Annotated in this window: 30 protein-coding genes; all 30 read left to right on the top strand. The window is 58.7% G+C overall.

The genetic code is table 11. The features are described from left to right. Nucleotides 1-100 precede the first annotated feature (100 nt). The 30 genes from BLW01_RS01500 to BLW01_RS01365 all read left to right on the top strand — a co-directional run bounded on the left by BLW01_RS01500 (nt 101) and on the right by BLW01_RS01365 (nt 19,286). The gene (locus BLW01_RS01500) at nt 101-307 is read left to right on the top strand and encodes a hypothetical protein (protein WP_092567726.1); all 207 of its coding nucleotides are present in this window, start codon (nt 101-103) and stop codon (nt 305-307) included. Nucleotides 308-349: 42 nt separating this feature from the next. Further along, nucleotides 350-742 carry a hypothetical protein gene (locus tag BLW01_RS01495; RefSeq protein ID WP_092567725.1) on the top strand — a complete coding sequence of 131 codons (393 nt, stop codon included), beginning with the start codon at nt 350-352 and terminating at the stop codon, nt 740-742. A gap of 279 nt (nt 743-1,021) precedes the next feature. Continuing rightward, nucleotides 1,022-1,486, top strand: coding sequence for a lysozyme (locus BLW01_RS01490; RefSeq protein WP_092567724.1), 465 nt, complete (start codon nt 1,022-1,024; stop codon nt 1,484-1,486). After that, a complete protein-coding gene (locus tag BLW01_RS01485; protein WP_092567723.1) occupies nt 1,486-1,800 on the top strand; it encodes a phage holin family protein in 315 nt (104 codons plus the stop codon). Before BLW01_RS01490 ends, BLW01_RS01485 begins: the two co-directional genes overlap by 1 nt. A 2-nt stretch (nt 1,801-1,802) precedes the next feature. Further along, on the top strand, nt 1,803-2,012 hold the full coding sequence (locus tag BLW01_RS01480; protein WP_092567722.1) for a DUF7940 domain-containing protein: 210 nt from the start codon (nt 1,803-1,805) through the stop codon (nt 2,010-2,012). Then, nucleotides 2,002-2,265 (top strand): hypothetical protein, encoded by a 264-nt coding sequence (locus BLW01_RS01475; RefSeq protein ID WP_092567721.1) that lies wholly within the window; start codon nt 2,002-2,004, stop codon nt 2,263-2,265. Before BLW01_RS01480 ends, BLW01_RS01475 begins: the two co-directional genes overlap by 11 nt. Then, nucleotides 2,210-2,488, top strand: coding sequence for a hypothetical protein (locus BLW01_RS18285; RefSeq protein ID WP_175529732.1), 279 nt, complete (start codon nt 2,210-2,212; stop codon nt 2,486-2,488). The genes BLW01_RS01475 and BLW01_RS18285 overlap by 56 nt, the downstream gene beginning before the upstream one ends. Before the next feature lie 139 nt (nt 2,489-2,627). Further along, the gene (locus BLW01_RS01470) at nt 2,628-2,891 is read left to right on the top strand and encodes a hypothetical protein (protein WP_092567720.1); all 264 of its coding nucleotides are present in this window, start codon (nt 2,628-2,630) and stop codon (nt 2,889-2,891) included. A 96-nt stretch (nt 2,892-2,987) separates the two neighbouring features. Next, nucleotides 2,988-3,143 (top strand): hypothetical protein, encoded by a 156-nt coding sequence (locus tag BLW01_RS18280; protein ID WP_175529725.1) that lies wholly within the window; start codon nt 2,988-2,990, stop codon nt 3,141-3,143. A gap of 2 nt (nt 3,144-3,145) precedes the next feature. Then, the gene (locus tag BLW01_RS01465; RefSeq protein WP_217635470.1) at nt 3,146-3,466 is read left to right on the top strand and encodes an HNH endonuclease; all 321 of its coding nucleotides are present in this window, start codon (nt 3,146-3,148) and stop codon (nt 3,464-3,466) included. Between the two features lie 180 nt (nt 3,467-3,646). Then, nucleotides 3,647-4,165: a phage terminase small subunit P27 family gene (locus BLW01_RS01460; RefSeq protein ID WP_092567718.1), complete on the top strand. Its 519-nt coding sequence runs from the start codon at nt 3,647-3,649 to the stop codon at nt 4,163-4,165. 31 nt (nt 4,166-4,196) lie between these two features. After that, complete coding sequence (locus tag BLW01_RS01455; protein WP_217635469.1) at nt 4,197-5,861, top strand: terminase large subunit; 1,665 nt, start codon at nt 4,197-4,199, stop codon at nt 5,859-5,861. After that, entirely contained in the window at nt 5,858-7,168 is a 1,311-nt protein-coding gene (locus BLW01_RS01450; protein ID WP_092567716.1) for a phage portal protein, read from the top strand. Before BLW01_RS01455 ends, BLW01_RS01450 begins: the two co-directional genes overlap by 4 nt. A 13-nt stretch (nt 7,169-7,181) precedes the next feature. Beyond that, nucleotides 7,182-8,069 (top strand): head maturation protease, ClpP-related, encoded by an 888-nt coding sequence (locus tag BLW01_RS01445; protein WP_092567715.1) that lies wholly within the window; start codon nt 7,182-7,184, stop codon nt 8,067-8,069. Next, entirely contained in the window at nt 8,066-9,271 is a 1,206-nt protein-coding gene (locus BLW01_RS01440; protein ID WP_092567714.1) for a phage major capsid protein, read from the top strand. Before BLW01_RS01445 ends, BLW01_RS01440 begins: the two co-directional genes overlap by 4 nt. Before the next feature lie 373 nt (nt 9,272-9,644). Then, nucleotides 9,645-10,058, top strand: a complete 414-nt coding sequence (locus BLW01_RS01435) for a hypothetical protein (RefSeq protein WP_175529731.1) — start codon at nt 9,645-9,647, stop codon at nt 10,056-10,058. Continuing rightward, nucleotides 10,018-10,659, top strand: coding sequence for a glycosyltransferase family protein (locus BLW01_RS01430; protein ID WP_139243895.1), 642 nt, complete (start codon nt 10,018-10,020; stop codon nt 10,657-10,659). The genes BLW01_RS01435 and BLW01_RS01430 overlap by 41 nt, the downstream gene beginning before the upstream one ends. Then, nucleotides 10,652-11,314 (top strand): glycosyltransferase family protein, encoded by a 663-nt coding sequence (locus BLW01_RS01425; protein ID WP_092567711.1) that lies wholly within the window; start codon nt 10,652-10,654, stop codon nt 11,312-11,314. The genes BLW01_RS01430 and BLW01_RS01425 overlap by 8 nt, the downstream gene beginning before the upstream one ends. Beyond that, nucleotides 11,308-11,628 (top strand): head-tail connector protein, encoded by a 321-nt coding sequence (locus BLW01_RS01420; RefSeq protein ID WP_092567710.1) that lies wholly within the window; start codon nt 11,308-11,310, stop codon nt 11,626-11,628. Before BLW01_RS01425 ends, BLW01_RS01420 begins: the two co-directional genes overlap by 7 nt. Further along, the gene (locus BLW01_RS01415) at nt 11,629-11,964 is read left to right on the top strand and encodes a phage head closure protein (protein WP_092567709.1); all 336 of its coding nucleotides are present in this window, start codon (nt 11,629-11,631) and stop codon (nt 11,962-11,964) included. Continuing rightward, nucleotides 11,951-12,178, top strand: a complete 228-nt coding sequence (locus BLW01_RS01410; RefSeq protein WP_139243894.1) for a hypothetical protein — start codon at nt 11,951-11,953, stop codon at nt 12,176-12,178. Before BLW01_RS01415 ends, BLW01_RS01410 begins: the two co-directional genes overlap by 14 nt. Then, nucleotides 12,162-12,632: an HK97-gp10 family putative phage morphogenesis protein gene (locus BLW01_RS01405; RefSeq protein ID WP_175529730.1), complete on the top strand. Its 471-nt coding sequence runs from the start codon at nt 12,162-12,164 to the stop codon at nt 12,630-12,632. The genes BLW01_RS01410 and BLW01_RS01405 overlap by 17 nt, the downstream gene beginning before the upstream one ends. Beyond that, on the top strand, nt 12,632-13,000 hold the full coding sequence (gp17, locus tag BLW01_RS01400) for a tail completion protein gp17 (protein WP_092567706.1): 369 nt from the start codon (nt 12,632-12,634) through the stop codon (nt 12,998-13,000). Before BLW01_RS01405 ends, gp17 begins: the two co-directional genes overlap by 1 nt. 72 nt (nt 13,001-13,072) lie before the next feature. Next, a complete protein-coding gene (locus tag BLW01_RS01395; RefSeq protein WP_092567705.1) occupies nt 13,073-13,555 on the top strand; it encodes a phage tail tube protein in 483 nt (160 codons plus the stop codon). An 11-nt stretch (nt 13,556-13,566) separates the two neighbouring features. Continuing rightward, nucleotides 13,567-13,956, top strand: a complete 390-nt coding sequence (locus tag BLW01_RS01390) for a phage tail assembly chaperone family protein, TAC (RefSeq protein WP_092567704.1) — start codon at nt 13,567-13,569, stop codon at nt 13,954-13,956. After that, nucleotides 13,956-14,213 carry a phage tail assembly protein T gene (locus tag BLW01_RS01385; protein WP_092567703.1) on the top strand — a complete coding sequence of 86 codons (258 nt, stop codon included), beginning with the start codon at nt 13,956-13,958 and terminating at the stop codon, nt 14,211-14,213. Before BLW01_RS01390 ends, BLW01_RS01385 begins: the two co-directional genes overlap by 1 nt. 49 nt (nt 14,214-14,262) lie before the next feature. Then, nucleotides 14,263-14,619, top strand: a complete 357-nt coding sequence (locus tag BLW01_RS01380) for a superinfection immunity protein (RefSeq protein ID WP_092567702.1) — start codon at nt 14,263-14,265, stop codon at nt 14,617-14,619. Between the two features lie 38 nt (nt 14,620-14,657). Continuing rightward, complete coding sequence (locus BLW01_RS01375; protein WP_092567701.1) at nt 14,658-16,994, top strand: BAR domain-containing protein; 2,337 nt, start codon at nt 14,658-14,660, stop codon at nt 16,992-16,994. Then, nucleotides 16,994-17,455 (top strand): hypothetical protein, encoded by a 462-nt coding sequence (locus BLW01_RS01370; RefSeq protein ID WP_092567700.1) that lies wholly within the window; start codon nt 16,994-16,996, stop codon nt 17,453-17,455. The genes BLW01_RS01375 and BLW01_RS01370 overlap by 1 nt, the downstream gene beginning before the upstream one ends. 64 nt (nt 17,456-17,519) lie before the next feature. Continuing rightward, nucleotides 17,520-19,286 carry a hypothetical protein gene (locus tag BLW01_RS01365; RefSeq protein WP_139243893.1) on the top strand — a complete coding sequence of 589 codons (1,767 nt, stop codon included), beginning with the start codon at nt 17,520-17,522 and terminating at the stop codon, nt 19,284-19,286. The last annotated feature ends 22 nt before the right edge of the window (nt 19,287-19,308 follow it).

Below are 19,308 nucleotides of genomic sequence, written 5' to 3'. Positions count from 1 at the left end.
GTGACACAGTTGATATTAAAGGATTTTTTCTGTCACATAATCCAAAAGTATTATGTGACACATGTGACAGACATCAAGCTCAAGCCAAAGGAGGCAAAATATGGGTGATAGCGGACAGAGGTTAAGCGCGCTTCAACTCCAGTCAGCGCAAGCTGTTGAAGGTTACCTGATTGAGGCTATTGAGATACTGGATCGCAATTTGACACCAGAGTTCTTTGAGAAGAATCCCCAGCTTCTTGGAGAGATGGTTAAAGCCATGGCAATTCAGAACCAAGCGGACGTTGAAAAGGATAAACCAAACCACTAGCCGATATCCCGATGCCGACCCACCACGCGAAGGAGCCACCACATGATCAAACAGATGGACGACCTGCTCATACACTGGGCAGATCAGTTGCGAGGCAAGGGGATGCGGCAGTGCTCACCGATCGGCAAGCTCGTTGAGTTCGGCGGCATTCCGCCACGATCTACCGGCGCGAAAGGCAGCCGCGACCCGCTGAATCTCGGTGAGATGGATGAGATGTCATGGGCCGTCGATTGTGCGCTGCGCAGCCTGAATTACCGTGACCAGACGATGGCCCACGAGCACTATCGCGGCCATGGCTATAGCGACGAGAAATGTCGCAGGCTGGGTATGGCTAGGCAGACATACTATGACGCCCTGCAGCGGTTGCATGAGAACCTGTTGATCGCTCTGCGCAAGCAGGCATCGCCAAAAAGTTTGATGGATTTTGGCGCATAGCCCTACGATTGCAGTCACATTGAGGCGTTGGCATTACTACCCTATTGATGCCACCGGAATCGAGGGCCATGATTTAGCTACCGTGCGATAGCTGCCGATAAACCAAGCGTTTGGTTTTCGAGAGTCACGGTTACCCTTTGTCAGTCCCTGCATTGCCCGGCCACGCGCCGGGCTTTCTTTTTGGTAGCTATCTTTTTGGTAGCTATCGACTGCCTTGTTGCTCCCGTCTGTGGTGGGCGGCGCCCCGCTTCGGCGGGGCAACTTATTTCTGGAGGCTGCATGGAGCTTTCCTCGGCAGGATTGAAACTGATTCAGTCCCACGAGGGGCTGCGCCTCGAGGCCTATCGTGATGCCGTTGGCATCCCGACCATCGGGTACGGTCACACCAAGACCGCCGAGATGGGCCAGGAGATCACCGAGGCCCAGGCGCTCGAGTTACTGCAATCCGATGTTGAGTCATTCGAGGATGCCGTCCGCGATGCCGTCAACGTCACGATTACGCAAAACATGTTCGATGCGCTGGTCTCGTTTGCGTTCAATGTCGGCATTGGCGCGTTTCGAGACTCGACGTTGCTGAAAAAGCTCAACGATCACGATTACAACGGTGCCGCTGACGAACTGCTTCGCTGGACGAAAGCAGGCGGCAAGGAGTTGGCAGGCCTGGTCAAACGCCGCGAAGACGAGCGAGACCTGTTCCTTACCTCATCAGATTGGTTCGACGCAGTGGATAAACGGGGGCGCTGATGCCATGGAGAAACTCTGGACTGTGGCAAGACGCTCTGCTGTTTGCCTCGATTATGGGGGCCGCAATCATGGGCCTGTTCGCTAAGATCGCTGCTGACGTCAACGACGGCAGCCGCAGACGAGTTTTCTCCCCGCGCCTATTACTCGACATCCCCGGCATCTTTGTCATGGGGCTGATCGCCACGGGTATCGCCTCCTGGCTAGACGCCGAAGGGTATGAAGCCCTGGCCGTTGGCGTTGCCTGCGGCTGGATAGGGCCGCGCAGCATAGACGCAACTCTCACCGCAATACAAGACCGCATCCGAAAGAGGTGATTATGAAGCTCATCCCTGAGAGCGGCAAAGCGTCAAGAATGTGGAGCATCCGTCTCGCTGCTCTTTCCGCTGGCCTGGCTGCTGCCGAGGCATCGCTACCTCTATGGGAAGGCGTTGTGTCCGACGGTTTATTCGCGGCTCTGTCATCCGCTGTCGCCATCGCTGCGGCGATTGCGCGGGTCATAAAACAGGACGCTCTCCATGATGGTTAAGCTCTGGGGTTGGATTGCTGCCGCATTCGGCATCCTGACTGCCGCCCTACTCTACATGCGCGGCCAGCGTGATCGTGCCCGCGAGAAAGCCAGCGAGGCCAAGGCCAAGGCGAAGTCACAGCAAGCCGTGCGTGAGACCGAGCGAGAGATCGACAAGGCCCGCGCCCAGGCACGCAAAGAATCGAACGAGGTGCAGCATGAGGCTGACGACCGCCCTGATGATAAAAAGCCTAGCGGCAATTTTCGTCGTTAGCGGCTGCACCACGACCGAATACATCGAGGTCACTCCCGAGTGCTCACCCCCGCCGGTGCCGACATTACCCCAGATCGACAAGGGCAATCTCTGGGATCAGGTAGGCGACGAGGACTACCGGAAGATCGAGGCATATATCAACGGCCTCTGGGCCTACTCTGACGAACAGGCCGCCATGCTCAACGAGCTGTGCCAAGGAGCCGACGATGCCCATACCGACTAAACGCGTGTTCTGGTTGCTCGCCGCTGCCGTGGCACAGGTTTCCCGAGTGCTTCGCTGGATCAAGCGCAAATTGTTTGACTAACGCTTTAGAAGACGGCGAGCCATCGCCAAGGGTTTACAGCAAGAGAGGAAGGAAGAAATGGCACGACTCAAGTTCACCCGCATCTACGATAGCGGGCAAGAGCAATGCGACGTGGTGGAGTGTAACCACTACAACATCTGCCGTTTTGCGGGCGGGGCTGTTGAGGTGACGACATTCCCCGGCTATACCGACGAGGGCGGCGTGAGCCGGTTCGTCTCGAGCGAGCGGGATGATGGCTATCCCGTATGCTTCGTCGAGTCGGATTCGACAGGCAAGACGGTCGATGTGATCAGAGCAGGTGATCAATTGGCACCAGAGTAGCCATCACTCATATGGGTATGAAGCCCAGAGATCGTATGCCTTGTCATAGTTGCGCCCAACGGCGTGAAAGGATCAAGAAATGGAGGGCAATTGCCCGTGAGCGAGCGCGCCGAGTTATTGCTCGAGGATCTGCTGGCAGAGCAGCAGAAGACCAACCAGTTGCTGGGGATGTTAATCGAAGCTCTGAGCGATGAGCAGGTCGATGATGAGCAGGTCGCTACTATTTACCTGGATGGTACGCCAAAGGGCTAATGATGAGTGAGCGTCCATGGCGCTATTTGTATAACACCAGGCGCTGGCACCGGCTGCGGACTGCCCAACTCAGGGATGAGCCGTTGTGCCGGTACTGCAAGGCACTGGGCAAAGTGACCCCGGCGGTCATTGCCGACCACATAAAGCCGCACAAGGGTGATGAAGAGTTGTTCTTCGACAGGGACAACCTGCAGTCGCTCTGCAAGCTGTGCCACGACTCGGCCAAGCAATCGCAGGAACGTACCGGCAAGTTGCCCGGCTGTGGCGAAGACGGCTGGCCGCTGGACCCGAATCACCATTGGGCCAAGAAGGGCGGGGGGTAGGTCGAAACCTCAGAGCCATCCCGCGAAGACCGCCGCCGAACCTTTCTTTATCTAAGCGGGAAAAATGGGAGGGGGGTACCTCGATATCCTGAGGCATTACACCAGTCCTCACATAGCAGTTTTCACAATATCTGGTATCAGTGACCAGCTGATCGGATAGCACATTTAGTAGGAGGTTCCATGGCAGGCAACCGCAATAGCGGGCGTAAGCCATTGCCGGCGAACGTCCACGTGATACGCGGCAACCCGAGCAAAAAGCCAACGCATGAGTTGACCGGTAATCAAGACGGGGCGGCTCAGGTTGAGGCAGAGATTCCACCGTGCCCGGCATTTCTCACCAAGGATGCCAAGGCGGAGTGGAAGCGGATAGCCAAAGACCTGCAGACGCTTGGCCTGATTAGCAAGCTGGATCGAGGCGAGTTGGCCGTCTATTGCCAAGCCTGGTCTGACTGGAAAGTCGCCCGGGAGAAGATCGCCGCGATGGAAGAGTCAGGCTTCGTCGAGACAACACCCAGCGGCTACAAGCAGATGTCGGCCTGGATGCAACTGGCCAATCGCGCGGAAGAACGGATGCGTAAGGCTGGCAGCAGCTTCGGCCTGAATCCCAGCGCTCGCGCGAGCCTGGGCGCAGGCACGGTGCAACAAGGAGAACTGTTCCCTAATGAGCAAGCGGAGACCGCCCGAAAGTACGGCCTGTGATGACCGAGTCACAGCCTATGCCCGGGCGGTGGTGGCTGGTGAGCTGATCGCCGGTCACCAGGTCCGCGATGCTTGCGCACGCCACTTGCGCGACCTAGAGCACGGTCCGGATCGCGGGTTGCACTGGGACCTTGAGGCGGCCAATCACGCCATCGGTTTTTTCGAGGACATCCTGCGACTCAATGGTGGCCAGTACGAAGGCCTGCCGTTCGAGGTGCTGCCCTGGCAGGCGTTCATCGTCGGCAGTCTGTTCGGCTGGAAGGGCAAGGATGGCTTCCGTCGCTTCCGCGTTGCCTACATCGAGACGGCCAAGGGATCCGGCAAGTCGCCACTCGCCGCCGGGGTCGGACTCTACGGCTTGACTGCTGATGGCGAGAGCCGCGCCGAGATCTACGCCGCGGCGACGAAGAAAGACCAGGCCCAGGTACTGTTTCGCGATGCGGTGGCGATGGTCGATCAGTCGCCGATCCTGGCTCAGGCAATTCCCAAGAGTGGATCACCAGGCAAGGAATACAACCTGGCCTTTCATAAGACTGGGTCGTTCTTCCGCACGGTGAGCGCCGACGATGGTCAGTCAGGACCGCGGCCGCACATTGCGCTGCTCGACGAGATCCACGAGCACAAGACGCCGATGGTCGTGGAAATGATGCGTGCTGGCACCAAGGGCCGGCAACAAGCGCTGATCTTCATGATCACCAACTCCGGCACTGATCGATTGACGGTGTGCTGGGACTACCACGACTACGCCGTGAAGATCGCCAGCGGCGCGTTAGAGGACGATTCGTTCTTCGGCTACGTTTGTGCGCTGGACGACGGCGACGATCCGTTCGAGGACGAAAGATGTTGGGCGAAGGCTAACCCGTCGCTGCCCTACGGCATCCCGGGCATGAAGTACCTGCGCGAGCAGGTCACCCAGGCCCGAGGCATGCCATCGAAAGAAGCTACAGTACGGCGGCTGAACTTCTGCCAGTGGGTACAGGCTGACAACCCAGCTATCAGCCGGGATGCCTGGCTGGCGACACAAGACGATGATTTCGACGTCGAGTTGCTGGAAGGCCGACGCTGTTGGGCGGGGCTGGATCTCTCGAGCACACAAGATCTGACAGCCCTGGTGTTGTTGTTTGAACCCAGTGAAGACGATCCGGTGTGGCGGATGGTGTCGTGGTTCTGGTTGCCGGAAGACGGCTTGGCCAGGAAGGGCGACCAGGACCGTGTGCCCTATCTGGCCTGGCATCAAGCCGGTGATTTGGACACGACACCAGGCAAGGCGATCAACAAACGCTACGTGTTGCATCAACTGGTCGACGTTGCCGAGACCTACGACCTTCAGGCGATCGGCTACGACCGCTGGCGGATCGAAGAGCTGACTTCGGTGATCGACGACGAAGGCCTGAGCCTGCCGCCGCTGGTCGCCGTGGGCCAGGGCTTCAAGGATATGAGTCCGGCGGTAGACGAGTTCGAGCGTCGACTGATCAACGCCGAGATGCGTCACCAGGGGCACCCGGTTATGACCTGGTGTGCCGCCAATGCGATCTATTCCGAGGATCCGGCAGGTAACCGCAAGGTAGACAAGAAAAAGGCAACCGGCCGTGTCGATGGCATCGTGGCAGGGCTAATGGCCACTTCGCTGACGATCGGCGAAACGGCTGAATTCGACGACATCACCGACTTCCTAAGGGCCCCGATCATCGCATGAGTATTCAGACGAAAAAGCCGGGTCGTGTAAAGGCGGCGATTCTCAACTGGCTAGGGGTCCCCCTAGAGCTGACCAGTAATGAGTTCTGGCAAGCGTGGGCGTCCAGCACTAACGCCGCTGGTCAAAAGGTCAACGAAAATACCGTGATGTCGCTGTCAGCGGCATGGGCCTGTACCCGGCTGGTCTCGGAAGCGGTGGCGACATTGCCGTTGCATCTATATGAACGGACACCGGACGGTCGACAACGAGCGGTCAACCACCCGCTATATGGCATTCTTAACCGTAGCCCGAATGCCGAATCGACACCGGCGACGTTCTGGGAGGCGAAGACCGCGGCAATCCTGCTGCGTGGCAATGGGTTCAGCGAGAAACAGTGGTTCAACGGTCGCCTGGTCGGGCTGCGCTTTCTTTCGCCCGGCCGGTTAGGTGGCACGAAATTGGCCAATGGCGATATCCAACTGCGTTACACCGAAGATGATGGAACTCAGCGGCCGGTGCGTGAACGCGATCTATTTCACATTCCCGGGTTTTCGCTGGATGGCAAGTGGGGGCTGTCGACGATCCAGTACGGTGCCAGTGTATTCGGGTCGGCCTTGGCAGCGGCTAATGCGGCAAACGGGACATTCGAACGCGGCCTGGCGCCGACCGTCGCATTCACGATGGAGAAGGTGCTCAAGAAGGAACAGCGAGACGAATTTCGCGAAAACCTGAAAGACATAAGTGGTGCGTTACATGCCGGCGAGTCCCCGCTCCTGGAAGGGGGCATGGATGCCAAGAATATCGGCATCAAACCCAGTGATGCCCAACTGCTTGAATCGCGCTCTTTCTCGGTTGAAGAGGTGTGCCGCTGGTTCCGCGTTGACCCCTCGATGGTCGGTCATGGCAACAAGGATTCGAACTGGGGCACCGGCCTCGAGCAAAAGCTGATCAGCTTTTTGACATTTACGTTGCGCCCCTGGCTGACACGCATTGAGCAGGCGATCAACAAGAACCTGTTGTCGCCACAGGATCAGCGACGTTTTTACGCCGAATTCTCGATCGAGGGATTGCTGCGCGCCGACAGCGCTGCCCGGGCCAGTTTCTACAGCGTAATGGTTGACCACGGCATCATGACGCGCGATGAGGTTCGCCAGCTTGAGAACCTGCCCACTCGCGGCGGTAACGCTGACGTGCTTACCGTGCAGACCGCCATGGCCCCCCTGGATAGCCTTGGCCAGGCCAATGATGGTGACACTGCCCGTGCTGCCCTCGCTGCCTGGCTGAATCAGGGTCAGCCGAGCCAGCAAAGCAATACTGACCAAGACTGAACGGAGCCACCTTATGACACTCATGACGCTGCCTGCTGCGCCGGCGGCACGTCCGCGCGCGGGCATCCAACACGATCTTTCACCGCGGGCGCTACAGGCCTGGAACCCCGGCATCTGCTCCGCGCTGGATGACGACGCTAACACTATCACCATCTACGACCCCATCGGCGAGGACATGTTTGGCGATGGGGTCACGGCCAGACGCATTGCAGGCGCTCTGCGCAGCATCGGGAAAGGCAACCCGGTGAACGTGAACATCAACTCGCCGGGCGGCGACTTCTTCGAAGGGTTGGCGATCTACAACCTGCTCCGCGAGCACGATGGCCAGGTGAACGTGAATGTGATGGGCCTTGCCGCCTCGGCTGCCTCAGTGATCACCATGGCAGGTGATGAAATCCGCATCGGCCGCGCGGCCTTCCTGATGGTGCACAACGCCTGGGTGCTGGTGATCGGCAACCGGCTCGAATTGCGCGAGATCGCCGACTGGCTCGAGCCTTTCGACGCGGCGTCCGTCGATATCTACCAGGCACGCACCGGTATCGCCAAGGACACCATCGTCGCCCAGTTGGACGCCGAGACCTGGATCGGCGGTAGACAGGCTGTGGACGCCGGCTGGGCCGATACCTTCCTGGATGCCGACGAGGTTGAAGAGGGAGGTGCCCAGGCTGCCCACCGCACCGCTGCCAAGGAGCTCGACCTGGCCATGGCCAAGGCCGGCATCCCGCGCAGCCGCCGTCGCGAGCTGATGCAAGAACTCAAGTCCGGCACGCCCAGCGCTGCCGGCGGTGGTACGCCCAGCGCTGCCGCGACCGACACGCATCACGCTGTCGACCTCGAGATCGACGCAGAACCCGCGCTGCGTATCACTGAAAACTTGAACTTCAAGGAGTACCTCCCATGACGGTCAACGTCGAGCAGGAATACAAACAGGTCCAGGCGGACCTGAAGAAAGTGGGCGATGAGCTCAAGCAGTTCGCCGAGCAATCGCAGGAGGCCATCAAACAAAGCCGCGAGCTATCCCAAGAGACCAAGGAACGCGTCGATCAGTTGCTGACTACCCAGGGCGAACTGAATGCTCGCCTGGAAGCGGCCGAGCAAGCCCTGGCCAACAACGCTCCTGGTACGGCTGGTCAGGTTCTGACCATGGGTGCCCATGTCGCTCAGTCCGATGAGTATGCCAATCGGGCGGCGCAGCTCGCCCAGGGGGGCAAGGGGTCGTTCACCGTGGGCGTTCAGCAGGCCCTGACCACCACCGAGGCCGGTGGCGAGATCGCCGCCCCCGAACGGCAGCCAGGTATCATCGCTCCCGGTCAACAGCGCCTATTCATTCGCGACCTGCTGAACTGGGGCCGCGTGCAGTCGAACTCCATCGAGTACGTGCGCGAGACCGGTTTCACCAACAGCGCCGATGTGGTTTCGGAGAACCCCTCCAGTGGTAAGCCGGAGAGTGACCTGAACTTTGAGCTGACCTCGGCCAACGTGGCGACTATCGCTCACTGGATCCATGCCTCTCGGCAGGTGCTCAGTGACGCCGGCATGCTGCAGAGCTACATCGACGGCCGCCTGCGCTACGGGCTCAAGCTTAAGGAAGAGACCCAACTGCTCAAGGGTAGCGGCGTGGACCTCAACATCAATGGCCTCTACACCCAGGCGTCCACCTACGCCAACCCAGGGGTCGACGTCGAGAGCGACACCAAGATCGACCGGCTGCGCATCGCCATGCTGCAAGTGCAACTGGCCGAGTACGCCGCCGACGGCTTGGTGCTCAACCCGATCGACTGGACAAGCATCGAACTGCAGAAGGACAGCCAGGGCCGCTACATCTGGGCCAACCCCAACGCCGTCAACGGGCCGACCCTGTGGGGCCTGCCGGTGGTGGCCACCAAGTCGCTGGATCAGGACGAGTTCCTGGCCGGCGCCTTCCAGATGGGTGCCCAGGGCTGGGACCGCGAAGACGCCTCGGTCACCGTCTCTACCGAAGACCGGGACAACTTCATCAAGAACATGGTCACCATCCTCTGCGAAGAGCGCGTGGCGTTGACCGCGTACCGTCCCGAGGCCTTCGTCAAAGGCGATCTGACCATCTCCTCCAGCGGTGCCTGATCCGTTGGGTAAGTGAACCGCGGGGCCCGGCTGACGTCGGGCCCCGTCTTTATGAGGGCTCCTTTATGCCAACTGTTGAAGCGCTTACTGGCTTCGACCACCACGGGCCGCGTCGGCGCGGCGCGCAGTGGTCCGCATCCGACCAAACCGCCAAGGATCTGTCACGTGCCGGGCTGGTGAGGATCCTGCCGGACCCCGCCAAGGCCCCGGCGCAACGTTCGTCTGCATCGCCTCAGGGCCGAGCCTCACGGCAGACGACTGCCGGCGCGTCAAAGCGTGGCGGAAAACGAGGGACCCAGAAGGGCGGAAGCGGCAAGTAATTGTCGTCAACAATACGTATCAATTGTGCCCTTGGGCAGATGTGCTTTACGCCATGGATCGCAAGTGGTGGCAGGTAATGCAGCCTCAGTTCGACGGTGAATGCGTAACGGTGGCGGGGAATGTGTTGAGAGCCACTCGCACCAACGCCCCTAAGGGAGGTAATTCCGGTGCGGGTGCCATGCTGTTGGCCCGCCATCGTGGCGCCACGCGCATCGTTCTGCTCGGATACGACTGCCAGTACGCGCCGGACGGCAAGCGCCACTGGCATGGCAATCACCGGAATGGCCTGGGTAACGCGGTATCGCTACCCAAGTTCTACGGGCAGTTTGAAGAAGCGCGAGACCGGCTTTACGACGTCGAGGTGATCAACTGCAGCCGCGCCACGGCGCTGGATATGTGGCCCCGAGGCCGCCTGGAGGACGAACTTGCCGAGGATCGTCAACGTTCACTACGGCGGGCTGGGTAACATCGGCGACGAGGTATGCGCTCCGGCGCACTACCTACCATTGGGGCAGCGGCACCCGATGACAGAGCCGCTGCCGGCAGCCGATTGGTACATCTTCGGCGGTGGCTGCCTGACCCGTCAGGCCGCCCGCATCGCTCCGCTTGGTCGTTCGATCCTGTGGGCGGGCGGTACCACCGAGCGTTGGGCTCACGGCTCGCCGGTGCACCCCAGCTATGCGGCCTTCCGGCTGGCCGGCAGCCGCGACTGGCCGGTGCCGCGGGGCGTGCACTGGGTGCCCGACCCCTCGTGCCTGTCGCCGCTGTTCGACAATCCGCCGGAGCCGACTCAGGCGGTGGTGGAGTACGGCCACGCCGAGCTCGCGCCGATGGCGGTCAACAATGACCTGCCCAGCCTGGCGGCGGCCATCCGCCACCTGGCCCGCGGCGAGACGGTGGTGACCTCCAGCTATCACGGCATGCTCTGGGCCAGCTGGCTGGGCCGCTGCGTCGAGGTCAGGCCCACCGGCCGCAAGTTCTACGGCTGGCACTACCCCACCCTGGAGGAGTGCCGGGCCGCCAACCACGCCTTTCATGCGCGGGTGATGGAGCGGATCCATGGATAGTCAAAACGTCAGGCGCATCTGCGTGCTGCGCAGCGGCGGCGAGTACACCCCGGCCCACGTGCAGTGGCTGGCCGGCAGGGTCGACCTGTTGCAGTGGTTGGTCGGCAAGGAAAGCAAGCTGCATTGCCTGAGCGACGTGAAGGTCCGGGGCGTGCCGCATATCCCGTTGCGCCACGGCTGGCCCGGCTGGTGGGCCAAGATGGAGTTGTTCCGGCCGGACCTCGAGGGCGACCTGCTCTACCTGGATCTCGACACCGTGGTGCGCGGCGATCTGCAGCCATTGATCGATGCCGCCGGAGGTAGGACGACGATGCTCTCGGATTTCTACTGGCCGGAGCGCCCGGCCAGCGGGCTGATGTACATCGCCGAGCGTGACAAGGCGCGGGTCTGGGAGGCCTGGTGCCGCGATCCCGCCGGCCATATGCGCCGCCGGGGCGGCCGCGGCACTCTCGGCGACCAGGGTTTCCTGGGCCGGGTGCTGGGCGATGACGTGCAGCGCTGGCAGGACGTGGCCCCGGGCCAAGTGGTCAGCTACAAGGCGCACTGCCGGCAGGGCGTCCCGGCCGGTGCCCGCGTCGTCTGCTTTCACGGGCAACCACGTCCCTGGGCCGCCCGAGATAGCTCCCGAAACAACTGGATACCGCCGCTATGCTGATCCCCCTCGAGACCCTCAAGACGCACTTGAGATTGGACCCGGACCCGGATTCCGAACTCGACGCCGAGCTCGAGCGCCTGCTGGCCGTGGCCGTCGACCACGCCTCGCAGTACCTCGGGCGGCCGATTCCCTGGGACGATGAAGACACCAGCAGCTCCGAGGCGATCTTTCCGGCTTCGGTGGAGCAGGCGCTCTTGATCCTAGTCGCCGAGTATTTCGAGAACCGTGAGCAACACATCGTCGGCTCGATCATCCAGGAAAATCAGACTCTGCAGAACTTGCTGCACTTCTATCGCGTGGGGCTGGGGGTATAGATGCAGATCGGCAAGCTACGCCACCGGGTGCGCCTGGAGAAGCCCGCCAAGGTGCAGAACCCGGACACCGGCGAGATGGAGCCCGGCTGGGCACTGGTGGACACGGTGTGGGCCAGCATTGAACCGCTTTCCGCGCGTGAGTTCATCGCTGCACAGTCGACACAAAGCGAGGTAACGGCACGCATCGTGATGCGCCATCGCGCCGATATTGCGCCGAATATGCGCCTCATTTACCGGGGCAAACGTTATGACATCCATGGTGTATTGCCGGACCCGAAGAGTGGCCTGCACTACATCACCTTGCCTGTTTCAGAGGGCGTGAATGATGGACAGTGAATTATCCCGGTTCCGGCGTCTTGTATTGCGTCGGAGCCAAGACGGCCAAGTTGCGCTGCACGATGCAGAGACCGGTGAGATGCTGGAAAGCCAAGCTCATGTTGAGTTGATTCAGGAGCCATTCGAGGTGACCAAAGTGGTGGTGACTTTTTTGGCCGCCGGAAATGGTGGCATCACGCTGGATCTGAACGATGGTAATGCAGACGAATTTTGAGCTACGCGGCTTGGATCCTGCGTTGGCCAGGATGAAGCAGGTCGAAGAGCTGCCACGCAAAAAGGCAAACCGATTCGCACTGAGGAAGGCCGCCAACATTGTGCGTGGTGAGGCCAGATCCGGAGCCGAACGAATTGATGACCCTGCCACACCTGAACGCATCGCCGACAACATCGTGGTGCGTTATGACGGCAAGCATTTCCGCCAGACCGGCGACATGAAAATGTCCGTGGGTGTGTTGGGGGGGTCGACCTCCAAGGCGAGGAATTCCAGGCATCCCGGTGGCGATACCTATTATTGGCGATTCAAGGAGTTCGGTACCGAGAAGATGCCGGCTGATCCGTTCATGCGAACAGCGATGGAAGAGAGTATCGAACCGGCTACCGGCGAGTATATAAGCCAATTCGAAAAAGCGTTGGTCCGTGCCATACGTCGGGCGAACAGAGGACGATAATGTATCCACCGATTTTTGCTGTCTGCGTTGCTGATAGCTCGGTCACTGATCTATTGGGCAGCAGTCCCACTCGGTTATTCCCCTGGGGCGAGGCCCCGCAGGATGTCGATCTGCCCTATGCGGTGTGGCAAATGATTCCAGGCGGGGGGCCGGAAAACTATTTGGGCACCCGCCCGGACATGGATTCATTCAGCCTGCAGGTGGATATCTATGCCGATACAGGAAACAGCGCCACTGATGTGGCCGAGGCGCTACGCGATGCCATCGAAATGCAGGCTCACATCACGCGTTGGGGAGCGCAGGAAACGGATGATGATACTGGTCACCGGCGCATAAGTTTCGACGTGGACTGGTTCGTTCCTCGTTGACGCTGACAACCAACCAATAACCTGGCCCGCCTACGTGCGGGCTTTTTCATGTCCCATCCAGGGGGTAATACCATGTCAGTACTCTCTCAAGGCACCAACGTCTTTTTCATTGACCCGACGCAGTCCACGCCTGAAGTGGTGAAAGTCGAGTGTGCCACCAGTTTCAATCCCGGCGGCAACCCGGCTGAACAGATCGAGGATACCTGTCTGGAGGATTTCGAGCGCAACTACAAACCCGGGCTGCGTACGCCGGGCGAGGCAACGCTTGGCGTGAATGCTGATCCGGCCAATCCAAGCCATGTCACGATGCATGAACTTTCGCAGGAGAACCCGCCACCCACGCTCAAGTGGGCGATTGGCTGGTCCGACGGTACGGGTGAGCCAACGGTGGATAGTAATGGCGATTTCGATTTGCCGGGCGATCGTACCTGGTACACCTTTGATGGTTACATCTCAGACTTCCCGTTCGATTTCCAGCTCAACAGCGTGGTGAGCACTGAAGCGACTATTCAGCGCTCCGGTGGCTCGGAATGGATTCCGAAGGAAACTACCTAAGGAGAGACCTTGTGGACTTGAATATCGATAGCCTGCGCAAGATGGGGGCGTTCGCTCCCGTTGGGCTAGTTAAAGAGACGGTGGAATGGAAACAAGACGGCGAAACGCTTAGCGCGACCGTTTATGTTCGGCCGATGTCGTACAAGACAGCAGTCTCTGAGGTTGTCGCCAGCCGTGAGAATACAGACCCGCTCGCCGCTCGAATCGCTGCCAGTATCTGTAACGAGGCAGGCGAGCCAGTATTTGCTGCCGGGGACATCACGGGGGAATCCGATCCCGATCGCGGCCCGCTGAATCACGCGCTGACCATCGCGTTGCTGGAGGTGATCGGTCGGGCGTCCGGCCAGGGAAAGAGTCAGAGCCGCTCGGCGAAGAAGAAGAATTCTGGCACGAGCTCGTGATGCATGGCATCGGCGGCTGCACTGTCGCCGAGGCCCAGGAACGAATGTCATATCATGAGTTCACTCGCTGGGTGGCATTTCGCAACAAGCGTGGCAGCCTGCATACCGGCATGCGAATCGAGCACGCCGGGGCGCTTATCGCTTCGATACTCGCGAACGTGAACAGCAAGAAAGGTGGTTACAAGCTGATCGACTTTATGCCGCATCAGGAAGAGGCTCCGGTCTCGTTGGAAAAGGCTATGGAGTTATGGAAATAGGTGGAACCATGAATTAGCGTAATGGACATGACTACCAGGAGGAATTGCCATGGAATCGCTGGTTCTGCTTATTGTCATGGTCGGTGGCTATATGTTGCCAACGATCGTCGGAGCTGCGCGGCAGCACCACAACACGCTTGCCATAACGGTGCTGAATCTATTGCTGGGATGGACGCTGATTGGTTGGGTTGTCGCGTTGGTGTGGGCGATGACTCGTCAACCCGGATCGGTCAGTTCGCCAAGTGGTGAAGAACGTCAGCCGCGTAGTATCGAGGAATCGTCAGCGCATTTGTCGCGCGCCAGGGTGTGGATAGCGGTGATCGCTGTACTAGCGATATTGCTGTTATGGGGATATCAATCGCAGGAAACAGGGCCGCCTGACGGCCCTACCGAACAGACCGAATAAGCCGCCGCCGGGCGGCTTTTCTTTTGCCAGGAGATGGTATGGCCGTTCGCTCACTTGGGCAGCTCACCCTCGATCTTGTTGCTAAAATCGGGGGATTCACTGGGCCGATGAATCAGGCCCAGCGTGCTGCTAAGCGCGATATGTCTGAAATTGCCAGGTCCGTGCGAAGGGCATCCTCTGTCATTACGGCAACGGCAGCCGCGGCAACGGCAGCCGGTGGATCGTTGGTCGCATTCACGCAAAATGCGGCCAGTAATGCGCGCGAACTGCGCAACCAGGCACAGCTTGCTAATGCAGGTACCCAGGAGTTTCAGCGAAACGCGTATGCCGCGCAGACCGTCGGCGTCGAGCAAGGCAAGCTTGCTGATATCCTCAAGGATGTCAATGATCGCGTCGGTGATTTCCTCGCCACTGGCGGCGGGCCAATGGCGGATTTCTTCGAGAATATCGCCCCCCAGATTGGAGTAACAGCTCAACAATTCCGGGACTTATCAGGCCCTCAGGCTCTACAGCTCTACTACGACAGTCTGGAGCGTGCCAATCTGTCTCAGCAAGACATGACCTTCTACTTGGAGGCTATTGCTAGCGACACCACGGCATTGATTCCTCTACTGCGCAATGGGGGTGAACGATTCCGGGAGATGGCCAACGAGGCGGATCAACTGGGATTGGTGCTCAGTGATCTGGATATCGCTCAACTTGAGGAATTCGGCAGGCAGTTTGATCGCATCACCGGCATCATGAGCAACATGAGCGATGTGGTGGCCGCTGAATTAGCACCATATCTGAGCGTGGTCGCTGACGAGTTGAGTGAGGGCGTGGACAGTGCCGATGATTTCGGTGAAGCGTTCAGCCGATCTCTGCGCACTGTCGTTGAAAGCACTGCCCCCGTTCTCGATGCCCTTGACAAATTCCTGTTAGCCGCCAAGGCGTTGCGCACCTTCGCCTATACCATGGGCCAGGCCTATACCGCCGTGTTTGCAGAGATCACGAATGCGGCTACCGGGGCGCTGGATTTCATTGCCGGCGGCATCAATGATGTCATCAGCGGATTTAACCGGATCCCGGGGATTGATGATATTCCCCTGATCGACAGTTTCTCGGATTCCGGTTACGCGCAGAATGTCAGATCGGCGCGTGATGAGATCGCTAAACTTGCGGAAGAAGCTAGGCAGGATCTTGCTGAGGCCTACGGTGCGCCACCTCCCAGCGAGGGATTGCTTGACTACCTGGATGACGTTGATCGCAAGCGCCAACAGATCGCCGACGAATACCGCAATGGCTCGATGCTCAGCGACCCTGGTGGAACGGCGTTGGGTGGCGGTGAAACGAGCGAGGAGCTTGAGAAGCAGCGAGAATCTTATGAATCGCTGATCGATGAGCTATACCCCGTTATCGCTGCGCAGCGAGAGTTCCGCGAGGACATGGAACTTCTCGCCAAGGCCGATGCAGCAGGGGCCGTGGATGACCTTGCAGAAGCCCAGCAGCGGTTGCGTGAATCTGTGCTTAGCGACCGTTCTCCCTCTGATGCCTATGGCCAAGGCATGGGTGTGCCGGGTGGTCTGGAAGGCGGCTTCGGTGGGCAGATTGGCCAGCGTGACATGTCCGGCATGGATGAAGAGCAGTCGGGCTGGGATCGTTGGCTGGAAAGTGCGGAAACGGCATTCACCGATTTCGATGCCATGGCGGCGAATACGGCGGAATCGTTCCAACGCGGCTTTGGTGAAGCCTTCGAGTCGATGATCTTCGACAGCGAAAATTTCGGCGATGCGATGTACAGCCTGCTCGACGGGGTATCGCGGACCCTGGTCAGGGCGTTGGGCGAGATGGCAGCGCAGTGGCTGGCGTATCAAGCTGTGCAAATGCTGGTAGGTCGCCAAGGCCAGACGCAGGCCGTCACCCAGGCCGCGACAACGGGGTCATCCATTGCCGCTGCCTACGCCCCGGCGGCGGCTCTCGCCTCGCTCGCTACGCTAGGCGGTAATGCGGCACCTGCTGCCACCGGTATTGCTTCAACCATGGCGCTCAGCCAGGGCATGGCATCGTTCGGTAGCCTTTCTGGCATGGCGCACGACGGTATCGACAATGTGCCCAACGAAGGCACCTGGTTGCTCGATAAGGGTGAGCGCGTCATGAGCTCACCGCAGTCCGATAAGCTCGATGGCTTCCTGGCCAGCCAAGAGGGTCATGGTTCGGGATCGGATGCGCCCATTATCAATCTCATCGAGGATTCCTCCCGAGCGGGACAGACCCAACGTCGGCAGGACCAGGACGGGCGTCATATCGTTGATGTTGTCGTGGCCGACATCTTCGGCGATGGCCGAGTGCATGGCGCGCTGTCGCGCAAATACGGGCTTAGCACACAGGGCAAATAATGGCAGATATCGATTTCCCCGCTGACCTACCCTTGCCGCAGCGCGAGGGGTATGGCCTGGAGCACGTATCACCGCTGCTGCGTACCGAGCTGGCCAGCGGTCGCGCCCGCCAGCGCCGACGGTTCACCTCGGTGCCGACAACGGTCAGCGTTTCCTGGGTGCTATCCGAAGTCGAAGCGCAGCTGTTCGAGGGCTGGTTTCGCTACGCTATCAGCGACGGCGCGGCGTGGTTCAACGTCACGATCAAGACGCCGGTCGGCCTCAAGCCGTATGTGGCGCGCTTTGCCGGCATGTATGACGGCCCGGATTTACTCGGGATCGGGCACTGGCGAATAAGCGCCGAGCTCGAAATCCGCGAACGCCAGACCGTGGATAGCAGTTATGTGATCCATCTGCCCAATTTCATTCTCTATCAATCCATCTTCGATCAGGCCATGAACCGCGAGTGGCCTGCTGACTGACACCCACAATTTCAAATCCTCCTTGCCCCGCCCTCGAGCGGGGTTTTTCGTTTGAGGTATGACCATGACGAAATTCAACACCGGCAACGAGATCGGCTCCACCGACGCGCGCGACCTTTACGACAACGCGCAAAACCTCGATGAGCTCACGAACAACCAGAGCGAAAGGTCGCACAAGGATCGGCTAGGCAATGATCGCAAGACCTGGTGGGGAATGGAGCAAGATTTTCAGGATTTTCTGGCGAATAGTGGGTATGTCGGTACCGGTACGGATGGCGCATACGAGGACTACGATGCCGATGGTCCGCTTGATATCGAGGCCCGCAACGAGATATTCACCAAGGACGGTGAGTTTTACCGCGCGAAAGCCGATCTTGATCTGCCGTACACGACGACAGGTACGTGGGATGGTGATGATGAGACTCGGTTTGTGTCGGTGGGAGATGCGAATTTACGTCAGGAATTGGGTGATGCTAGTCAGGGCGGTGATCTAGTATCCGTTAGCACTAATTCAGGTAATGAATCGCTTAATGCTGCGCTTGGTAAGAGAACACAGGTTAAAGATGTCGTTTTAAAATTCGATTCCGTTTCCGATATGGAGTCGTACGATACAACGAGCCTCAATGACGGACAGCAAGCGAATGTCTTGAATGGCAGCCGATATCGATGGGATGCGACGAGTGAAGGGTGGGTTGAACAGACACAACAATTAAACGACGGAACTCAAACAACAGCCAAAGCGTTAAACCACCGGACTATCCATGCGATAACTCAAGGGGCGCTTAGAACAATACCTGTGAGCGCCCTTGAGGATGGGCAGTCATGTATTATTGGCATGACCGAGCGGGCGCGCACATTGCGATGGAGATCGGGAGACAGATCGTCCGAGGTCAGCAGCGATCCCGGTGAGGGCGCGTGGGTTGCTCCCGATAGTGATGCCACTGGTGCTTCTGGAGCATGGGAGACGATAGTTGATGGTTACTATCTCGCCCAATGGTGGGGGGTGACTACTGGTGACAATATCGATAGATCGTCAGAGCTGCAAGCCGCTTACAGTTACGCATCTCCAGGTATGCTTCTTTTGCCGCAAGGCGAAATCAGAATGGACAGTAAACTACCATTATTATCTGGCGGCATTATTAAGGGACATGGGTGCAGCATTAATGGCTCCGGTACCAAGATTGTTTATAACGGCTCAGGAAACACATTCGAGATTATAGGGAATGCTAATGATCCGTTACGTGGTGCATCGATGCGTGATCTTTACGTTGAGATTAGCGGTGGAGGTGAATCAGCACTATACCTTAAGGGTTGCAGGGAGTGCATTATAGAGAAAGTTTTGTTCAGGAACATTGGCACTTGTACTGACGGTGTTAAAGTTGAAGCCGAAGAAGATTATGGGGTTTATAAAAACGATTTTGTACAAGTTCAGACAATAGGATTTGATAATAGAGGATTCTATTTTGACGGGGATATTACGAATTCTGGAACTCGACGAGCCAACGATAACGTGCTCGATAAATGCAGGTCTGACGCTAACGCAACAGGGTTCCAATTCAGAGGACTGGAACATGTTGATCTACATGGATGCAGAGGAGAGGGTAACAATAGAGGAGTCAGAGTTGCGGGAGAATCCGATGGAACACCCGCGATACGTGTCAATATGCTTGGCGGATATCTGGAAAATGATACCTACGATATTGATGTTGATGATTCCAGCCCTGGCGGGAATGGTGGTATACGTGTATTCGGTACTCGCTATTCTCGATCTAAGATCGCAGGATCAAGCTCTCGGGTGAGAGATATAATTTATGATTTCTACGATGCATAAATGTTTTAAAAGATGAAATTTA

Source organism: Aidingimonas halophila (assembly GCF_900106955.1).
Taxonomy (GTDB): Bacteria; Pseudomonadota; Gammaproteobacteria; order Pseudomonadales; family Halomonadaceae; genus Aidingimonas; species Aidingimonas halophila.
This window is presented reverse-complemented; position numbering and strand designations above follow the sequence as displayed.

Excerpts from the sequence above, each read along its gene's own strand:
- BLW01_RS01500 (WP_092567726.1), top strand. The coding sequence starts at position 101 with ATGGGTGATAGCGGACAGAGGTTAAGCGCGCTTCAACTCCAGTCAGCG.
- BLW01_RS01495 (WP_092567725.1), top strand. The coding sequence starts at position 350 with ATGATCAAACAGATGGACGACCTGCTCATACACTGGGCAGATCAGTTG.
- BLW01_RS01490 (WP_092567724.1), top strand. The coding sequence starts at position 1,022 with ATGGAGCTTTCCTCGGCAGGATTGAAACTGATTCAGTCCCACGAGGGG.
- BLW01_RS01485 (WP_092567723.1), top strand. The coding sequence starts at position 1,486 with ATGCCATGGAGAAACTCTGGACTGTGGCAAGACGCTCTGCTGTTTGCC.
- BLW01_RS01480 (WP_092567722.1), top strand. The coding sequence starts at position 1,803 with ATGAAGCTCATCCCTGAGAGCGGCAAAGCGTCAAGAATGTGGAGCATC.
- BLW01_RS01475 (WP_092567721.1), top strand. The coding sequence starts at position 2,002 with ATGATGGTTAAGCTCTGGGGTTGGATTGCTGCCGCATTCGGCATCCTG.
- BLW01_RS18285 (WP_175529732.1), top strand. The coding sequence starts at position 2,210 with ATGAGGCTGACGACCGCCCTGATGATAAAAAGCCTAGCGGCAATTTTC.
- BLW01_RS01470 (WP_092567720.1), top strand. The coding sequence starts at position 2,628 with ATGGCACGACTCAAGTTCACCCGCATCTACGATAGCGGGCAAGAGCAA.
- BLW01_RS01465 (WP_217635470.1), top strand. The coding sequence starts at position 3,146 with ATGAGTGAGCGTCCATGGCGCTATTTGTATAACACCAGGCGCTGGCAC.
- BLW01_RS01460 (WP_092567718.1), top strand. The coding sequence starts at position 3,647 with ATGGCAGGCAACCGCAATAGCGGGCGTAAGCCATTGCCGGCGAACGTC.
- BLW01_RS01450 (WP_092567716.1), top strand. The coding sequence starts at position 5,858 with ATGAGTATTCAGACGAAAAAGCCGGGTCGTGTAAAGGCGGCGATTCTC.
- BLW01_RS01445 (WP_092567715.1), top strand. The coding sequence starts at position 7,182 with ATGACACTCATGACGCTGCCTGCTGCGCCGGCGGCACGTCCGCGCGCG.
- BLW01_RS01440 (WP_092567714.1), top strand. The coding sequence starts at position 8,066 with ATGACGGTCAACGTCGAGCAGGAATACAAACAGGTCCAGGCGGACCTG.
- BLW01_RS01435 (WP_175529731.1), top strand. The coding sequence starts at position 9,645 with ATGGATCGCAAGTGGTGGCAGGTAATGCAGCCTCAGTTCGACGGTGAA.
- BLW01_RS01425 (WP_092567711.1), top strand. The coding sequence starts at position 10,652 with ATGGATAGTCAAAACGTCAGGCGCATCTGCGTGCTGCGCAGCGGCGGC.
- BLW01_RS01420 (WP_092567710.1), top strand. The coding sequence starts at position 11,308 with ATGCTGATCCCCCTCGAGACCCTCAAGACGCACTTGAGATTGGACCCG.
- BLW01_RS01415 (WP_092567709.1), top strand. The coding sequence starts at position 11,629 with ATGCAGATCGGCAAGCTACGCCACCGGGTGCGCCTGGAGAAGCCCGCC.
- BLW01_RS01410 (WP_139243894.1), top strand. The coding sequence starts at position 11,951 with ATGATGGACAGTGAATTATCCCGGTTCCGGCGTCTTGTATTGCGTCGG.
- BLW01_RS01405 (WP_175529730.1), top strand. The coding sequence starts at position 12,162 with ATGCAGACGAATTTTGAGCTACGCGGCTTGGATCCTGCGTTGGCCAGG.
- gp17 (WP_092567706.1), top strand. The coding sequence starts at position 12,632 with ATGTATCCACCGATTTTTGCTGTCTGCGTTGCTGATAGCTCGGTCACT.
- BLW01_RS01395 (WP_092567705.1), top strand. The coding sequence starts at position 13,073 with ATGTCAGTACTCTCTCAAGGCACCAACGTCTTTTTCATTGACCCGACG.
- BLW01_RS01385 (WP_092567703.1), top strand. The coding sequence starts at position 13,956 with ATGCATGGCATCGGCGGCTGCACTGTCGCCGAGGCCCAGGAACGAATG.
- BLW01_RS01380 (WP_092567702.1), top strand. The coding sequence starts at position 14,263 with ATGGAATCGCTGGTTCTGCTTATTGTCATGGTCGGTGGCTATATGTTG.
- BLW01_RS01375 (WP_092567701.1), top strand. The coding sequence starts at position 14,658 with ATGGCCGTTCGCTCACTTGGGCAGCTCACCCTCGATCTTGTTGCTAAA.
- BLW01_RS01370 (WP_092567700.1), top strand. The coding sequence starts at position 16,994 with ATGGCAGATATCGATTTCCCCGCTGACCTACCCTTGCCGCAGCGCGAG.
- BLW01_RS01365 (WP_139243893.1), top strand. The coding sequence starts at position 17,520 with ATGACGAAATTCAACACCGGCAACGAGATCGGCTCCACCGACGCGCGC.